The organism is Exiguobacterium sp. s28, from assembly GCF_018618135.1.
In the GTDB taxonomy this organism is placed as follows: Bacteria; Bacillota; Bacilli; order Exiguobacteriales; family Exiguobacteriaceae; genus Exiguobacterium; species Exiguobacterium mexicanum_A.
In genome coordinates this window covers 1-5582 of the sequence record NZ_JACSLL010000026.1, presented here as the reverse complement: position 1 = coordinate 5582, position 5582 = coordinate 1, and the positions used below count along the sequence as shown (strand labels likewise).

At 37.9% G+C, this 5582-nt stretch carries 4 protein-coding genes, 13 tRNA genes, 1 rRNA gene and 1 pseudogene; 2 read left to right on the top strand and 17 right to left on the bottom strand.

Annotation, left to right across the window (positions count from 1 at the left end):
• Window positions 1-320: pseudogene (locus KNP78_RS15470) on the bottom strand (hypothetical protein); the annotation flags it as partial.
• Between the two features lie 435 nt (window positions 321-755).
• Here KNP78_RS15470 and KNP78_RS15465 point away from each other — a divergent pair.
• Window positions 756-1424 carry a nucleotidyl cyclase domain-containing protein gene (locus KNP78_RS15465; protein WP_214825415.1) on the top strand — a complete coding sequence of 223 codons (669 nt, stop codon included), beginning with the start codon at window positions 756-758 and terminating at the stop codon, window positions 1422-1424.
• Window positions 1417-2205 carry a Pycsar system effector family protein gene (locus KNP78_RS15460; protein ID WP_214825412.1) on the top strand — a complete coding sequence of 263 codons (789 nt, stop codon included), beginning with the start codon at window positions 1417-1419 and terminating at the stop codon, window positions 2203-2205. The genes KNP78_RS15465 and KNP78_RS15460 overlap by 8 nt, the downstream gene beginning before the upstream one ends.
• Window positions 2206-2219: 14 nt before the next feature.
• On the opposite strand, the gene KNP78_RS15455 is transcribed toward KNP78_RS15460, so the two are convergent.
• From KNP78_RS15455 to rrf, 16 genes are all read right to left on the bottom strand, one after another.
• Window positions 2220-3527 carry a nucleotide-binding domain-containing protein gene (locus KNP78_RS15455; RefSeq protein ID WP_214825409.1) on the bottom strand — a complete coding sequence of 436 codons (1308 nt, stop codon included), beginning with the start codon at window positions 3525-3527 and terminating at the stop codon, window positions 2220-2222.
• Window positions 3528-3980: 453 nt separating this feature from the next.
• The gene (locus tag KNP78_RS15840) at window positions 3981-4268 is read right to left on the bottom strand and encodes a phage tail tube protein (protein ID WP_214825418.1); all 288 of its coding nucleotides are present in this window, start codon (window positions 4266-4268) and stop codon (window positions 3981-3983) included.
• Window positions 4269-4349: 81 nt separating this feature from the next.
• A tRNA-Leu gene (locus tag KNP78_RS15445) sits at window positions 4350-4430 on the bottom strand.
• Between the two features lie 9 nt (window positions 4431-4439).
• Window positions 4440-4513: transfer RNA gene (locus tag KNP78_RS15440), tRNA-Cys, on the bottom strand.
• 8 nt (window positions 4514-4521) lie between these two features.
• Window positions 4522-4596, bottom strand: a tRNA-Gly gene (locus KNP78_RS15435).
• Window positions 4597-4600: 4 nt separating this feature from the next.
• Window positions 4601-4675: transfer RNA gene (locus KNP78_RS15430), tRNA-Gln, on the bottom strand.
• Window positions 4676-4681: 6 nt separating this feature from the next.
• Window positions 4682-4757: transfer RNA gene (locus KNP78_RS15425), tRNA-His, on the bottom strand.
• A gap of 18 nt (window positions 4758-4775) precedes the next feature.
• Window positions 4776-4846 (bottom strand) — tRNA-Trp (locus tag KNP78_RS15420).
• Between the two features lie 3 nt (window positions 4847-4849).
• Window positions 4850-4933: transfer RNA gene (locus KNP78_RS15415), tRNA-Tyr, on the bottom strand.
• 3 nt (window positions 4934-4936) lie between these two features.
• Window positions 4937-5012 (bottom strand) — tRNA-Phe (locus KNP78_RS15410).
• A 27-nt stretch (window positions 5013-5039) separates the two neighbouring features.
• A tRNA-Asp gene (locus tag KNP78_RS15405) sits at window positions 5040-5115 on the bottom strand.
• Between the two features lie 8 nt (window positions 5116-5123).
• Window positions 5124-5197: transfer RNA gene (locus KNP78_RS15400), tRNA-Met, on the bottom strand.
• 18 nt (window positions 5198-5215) lie between these two features.
• A tRNA-Glu gene (locus KNP78_RS15395) sits at window positions 5216-5290 on the bottom strand.
• A gap of 18 nt (window positions 5291-5308) precedes the next feature.
• Window positions 5309-5399 (bottom strand) — tRNA-Ser (locus KNP78_RS15390).
• Between the two features lie 13 nt (window positions 5400-5412).
• Window positions 5413-5487: transfer RNA gene (locus KNP78_RS15385), tRNA-Asn, on the bottom strand.
• An 8-nt stretch (window positions 5488-5495) separates the two neighbouring features.
• Window positions 5496-5582 (bottom strand): 5S ribosomal RNA (gene rrf / locus KNP78_RS15380); the annotation flags it as partial.

Below are 5582 nucleotides of genomic sequence, written 5' to 3'. Positions count from 1 at the left end.
GCATGCGTTGTCGAAACACTAAAACCCAGCTGGCAAAGTTCTGTACTTTTCGTTGCATTATTGTGCACATTTGTATTGCAAAATACAGTATATCTTCTCATTCGATACCAAACACCACTACCAACATAAACGACTTCTCCATCCTCTCGGTGAAGATAAACGATATATTGATTCGTTTGTCGTAGCTCATTGGGATCAAGTTGATACTTCTTTATTAAACCAATTACTTTCTGAAACGACAATCCATATATTTTTGCGATGTCCTCATTTGTCATTTTCTCTTTAAGATATTGTTCGAGACTTTCTTTACTTGGAAACACAATATTTGCAACTTTCTGTCCGATTTATTGATTTTCTTATTTAATACTTTCAATCATTTTTTCAATTAAATAAGAAGTTATCCAATTTCTTATATAGAAAATTAAATAACTTCTTAAATAACTTCTTGAATTAGTACCCTATATATAGAAGAAATAAAATTGATGTTTTATTTGTATTGTCATCAACTTCTCTCCAGTTATATCGAACATTTGCAATATGTAAATTTAAACACAAAAAAACTCCATCACTTTTCAGGGGAGTGGAAACAGAAATATCATCTAACTTTTTGTTTGATTTCTTGTTTATACTATACAGTAAGTAACTATCTACAAACTTTTTCCAATACAAATTTGAATTGTGGTAGATTAATTAAAAGAATGAAGTACATAAGTTAAAAACAATTATCTGTGAAATTTGAAAGGAAGGTACTTTACATGACACGCTTACACATATCAGATGAAGATCTCACTCTGACACAATTATTAGAACATTTTTCGACTCGGGATATAGGAGGCGACTTTCAAGGCAATGCGTTAGCTTTCCCGGCTACCACAGTTGTATTTGATTTGGCTGATTCTTCTAAAAGTATTCGGCGTAGAGGTGCCACATCTTTTGCTGTAGAATCTCAACAAATATTTAGAGTTTTAAGTGACATCATCTATGCAAATAATGGTGTTATAGAAAAATTTCCTGGCGATGGTATTAGCATGCATTTTCCTACTGTTAACGATAATACATACCAATCAATCATCTCTGCTTTTGATGCCATCAAAGAAATGGACCGTACTCTTCGACAAAATTATGCAATGAGACCTCAAGAATATCGATTTACAATGGCATACGGGACTGACACTATAATTACTAAATTCGGTAATGAATCTCACAAAGAAATAATTTCTATAGGTAATGCCGTTAATGTTGCTCACAAATTAGAAAATTGTTTAAAGGGATCTATGTTTAATCTTGCAATGGATGAAACATGTAAAACTTCAGTCCGAATAAGTGGAGCACAAATTGGGCTTCAATCATTCCCACTACCATCTAGCCTTTGCGATAATCTTTGGACTGCTGAATATTATTACGGGGGAATTATCAATGGATAGAGAACTTCTAGAAAAAGAACGTGTGTTATACGACTACCATAAACACAACCTTATCTATATTAACGACTATATCAAATTTGCCGATGCTAAAGCGGGTGTTGCTCTGGGAGCAAACTTATTAATGCTAGGTTTTTATGGTCAACAGTTAAAAAACACAGATTTTTGGTCTTTGTTCCTAAGAAGTGATGTTCAATTGCTTTTAGTAATAGCTATATCTGTGGTGGTTCTAACACTTTTAATACATTTTTTTATTTTTAATTTTATAGGAGAACAAATTCAAAAGAACGCTTCATTTTTGAATTTCTCTTCTGTTGGTTCATACTTGTTTTTGTTTTTTTATAGTATTATATCATCGTTTACTATTGCTTATAACACTTCAATTTTTACCATTATTTTTAAATATGAAAAAGAATACATCGCTATATCTACATTTCAATATAATACAGAAACCCTTTTGATTCTTTTTCTTATTTTAGGTTTAATATCCCTGGTAGTATCTTGCTATTACTTGTTACTAAAAGTTCTTTGGCCAAGATATAGTTTGGAAACCGATTACTACATGTCATGGGGAGGTATAAGTGCATTTAATGATGCTGATAAATATATTCAGAAACTAGACTTGGTTGATTACTCTACTTTTGTTAATGATATGGCTAAACAAAATCATGCTTTATCAAAAGTTTGCGCAAAAAAGTATATAAATCTCCGAGTTGGATTTTGGTACTTAATTGTTGGTGCATTACTCACAACATTATGCTGGTTTTTAATAGAAATAAAATGAGGACTTTAAGGTCCTCATTTTACACCATCAATGTTAAAAAGGTTTTTCATTTCGAATGTTTCATCATTTACAAATATTCCGAATCGATCTTTTCCTATTTCTAGCCCATTTTTATTCATTATTACGCACTCCATAAAGTGATGACCTGTATATGCTGTTGCTTGATCACATCTGAGCTTATTTTCATAATTCTCCATCTCGAAACATAAACCACTTTCAGAAGCAGCCGCTTCCTTCCCACTGTTTATAACTCTCCACTTATATCTGCTAGGACTTAACATACCCAAAACACTATGTTTTTTTAACACAAGTTCAAATTCTAATTTACAATTTTTATCTAAAGATTTTGTATTGCTTTTTAATTCTTTAAATTCTCCAGATTTATCAGCTACGCGAGCCACAATTTCAAAGTGTTCAGGCGATCTTAAAAGTTTTTTTTGGTCTTTTGGCAAAAAAGAAAATGAGTTCAGATATTCTGACCACTTAAAGAGTTTCATTTGATAATATGCTTTCAACCTACCATCTTGAAGAATGTATTTATCGGTTTTTTCTTCTCCTTCTTTAATGTACGTCTTAATCTGTAAGAACTCATCAGACAAATCTAAATAAGACCAAATATTTTCACCGATCATTATACTATTTGCAGGTGCCTTGTGCTGAAGTTTTGCCGCTAAATCGGTATGTATACTGGTCGCTGTAACTTCGGTTATTTCCCCTATACCGTAAGAAGACCATAAAACCTGATGATCGTCTCCTATATCGATACCTATTCTAATCTTTAGAGGCTCTAATCCGGCATCTTCAAAAAAATCTGAGAGTGTGTTTTTATTATATGACTGCATCAAAGATGCGGCATTTAAGGCATTAATTATTGCATCAGATTTTTTCATTCCTTTATGTCCAAAAAATGCGAAGACGGCGTCCCCTTGCAATCTATGAATATGTCCATCAAAGACTTGAAATATCTCGATAGCTGACTGTAAGATTGCTTTCTTATAGAATCTAACAGTATCTAGTGGAAATTTTAATCCCAGTTTAGTTGATCCTGATATATCAAGAAATAATGAACAGATATATTGATTTTTAAATTCATCGTCTTTTAATGCTCCGAAATCCGGATGTGCTCCAATTCGAGAAGAGAACTGTTCTTCTTCCTTACCAAAAAGCTTTCTTAGTTGTTCTCTCGGCGGTAATGATGTCTCAACTTGTGTACCCTGTCTATTTTGCATTTCTTTAAAAAATTCTTTATTTGATTTTTCTAACATTTGATTAGGCACTTTACTTGCAAACATTCGGTCAAAAATCGGCTTTAATTTTTCCACAGTGAATGAATCCCTTCATCGAGGTATAGTGTCTTTATAATACCTTAATTGTACTATAGATAAAGGATTTAGAAAAATATGTAATTAAATTGATTCTCACCATCAAATAGGAGTTTAGGTACCGGTGATAAGTTATCTCCTTCACACGTTATTTCATCCCTTACTCTATTTTTTTTCAAATTATGTAGGGCGTATCTTCATCAGTCAGATGTACTGACGAAGAAAGCCATATGATACTTCTTCACATTGGAAGCTCACCATCATTAAGTTGATCCATGAGAGTAGATCACTTCGATCAATGTCCATCTCTCGTTCTCTCACCTTACTGACTATATGTTTTGTGTACAGACCTGCAACTGATCGTCTAAATAACTCTTCACCTAGATCATGACGAAGTGCAGTCAATGACTGCAACTTCATGATGATGTTCATTGTGTTAGTTGATGCTCCCATTCACATTTCTATCTCATTTGAAGTGATTGCTTCAGTCTGATTACTCTCTAGAATAATCTTCAATGGACCGTTACCTTGAAGCGAGATTGAGTACGTTACGAGATCATCGTATTGAAGATCGAGCGAAAAGTCTGTGATTGTACAGTTACCTTCATAACGTTTGCCCGATGGCATTTCAAGATAGACATCTACATTTTCAGAATTCAAGAACGCTGTCTCGAGTTCTCCGTATGCTGAATCTGATTCAACATAAGCACGGTCAGCATCAATCGTACACTTCTTGCTTATTCCTTACGCATCGCTCACTTCCCTTTATTTCTAAACTTTTACACACAAAAAAAGACCCTAGCCTCAGCTAGGATCTACGGATACCGGTGGTCGGAGTCGAACCGACACTCCAGAGGAACACGATTTTGAGTCGTGCGCGTCTACCAATTCCGCCACACCGGCATATTATGTTGGAGGCGCCAGTCGGAATCGAACCGACGATAGAGGAGTTGCAGTCCTCTGCCTTACCACTTGGCTATGGCGCCAAATTGAATGGAGCGGAAGACGGGATTCGAACCCGCGACCCCGACCTTGGCAAGGTCGTATTCTACCACTGAACTACTTCCGCATAATGGCTGGGCTGGAAGGGATCGAACCTACGCATGTCGGAATCAAAATCCGATGCCTTACCACTTGGCTACAGCCCAATAAAATGGGGCGACTGAAGGGAATTGAACCCTCGAATGCCGGAATCACAATCCGGTGCGTTAACCACTTCGCCACAATCGCCATAATGATATTAAGAAGCAGGGGCAGCAGGAATCGAACCCGCGCTGACGGTTTTGGAGACCGTAGTTCTACCGCTAAACTATGCCCCTAAGTGGTGGGGGGGGGCGGATTCGAACCGCCGAACCCGAGGGAGCGGATTTACAGTCCGCCGCGTTTAGCCACTTCGCTACCCCCCCACATGGTGGCTTTGGACGGAATCGAACCGCCGACACAAGGATTTTCAGTCCTTTGCTCTACCAACTGAGCTACAAAGCCATGTATGTAGTAATTTAATTAAAAAAATGGCGGTCCTGACGGGATTCGAACCCGCGATCTCCTGCGTGACAGGCAGGCATGTTAACCACTACACCACAGGACCACTGATAATTGCGGGGGCTGGATTTGAACCAACGACCTTCGGGTTATGAGCCCGACGAGCTACCAGACTGCTCCACCCCGCGACGATATAAAACTTTAAATGGTGACCCGTACGGGATTCGAACCCGTGTTACCGCCGTGAAAGGGCGGTGTCTTAACCGCTTGACCAACGGGCCATACTTGGATTGAAAAACTGGCGGAGAGCAAGGGATTCGAACCCTTGAGACGGTTTTGCCGCCTACACGAATTCCAATCGTGCTCCTTCGGCCACTCGGACAGCTCTCCAAAAAGAGAAAAGTGGCTCCGCAAGTAGGATTTGAACCTACGACCTACCGGTTAACAGCCGGTTGCTCTACCACTGAGCTATTGCGGAACGATCTTGCCTGGCAGCGTCCTATCCTCACAGGGGGAGACCCCCAACTACTTTCGGCGCTGAAGCGCTTAACTTCCGTGTTCGGCATGGGAACG

Bases quoted from the DNA above. Each gene is read 5' to 3' on its own strand.
- KNP78_RS15465 (WP_214825415.1), top strand. From the start codon at position 756: ATGACACGCTTACACATATCAGATGAAGATCTCACTCTGACACAATTA.
- KNP78_RS15460 (WP_214825412.1), top strand. From the start codon at position 1,417: ATGGATAGAGAACTTCTAGAAAAAGAACGTGTGTTATACGACTACCAT.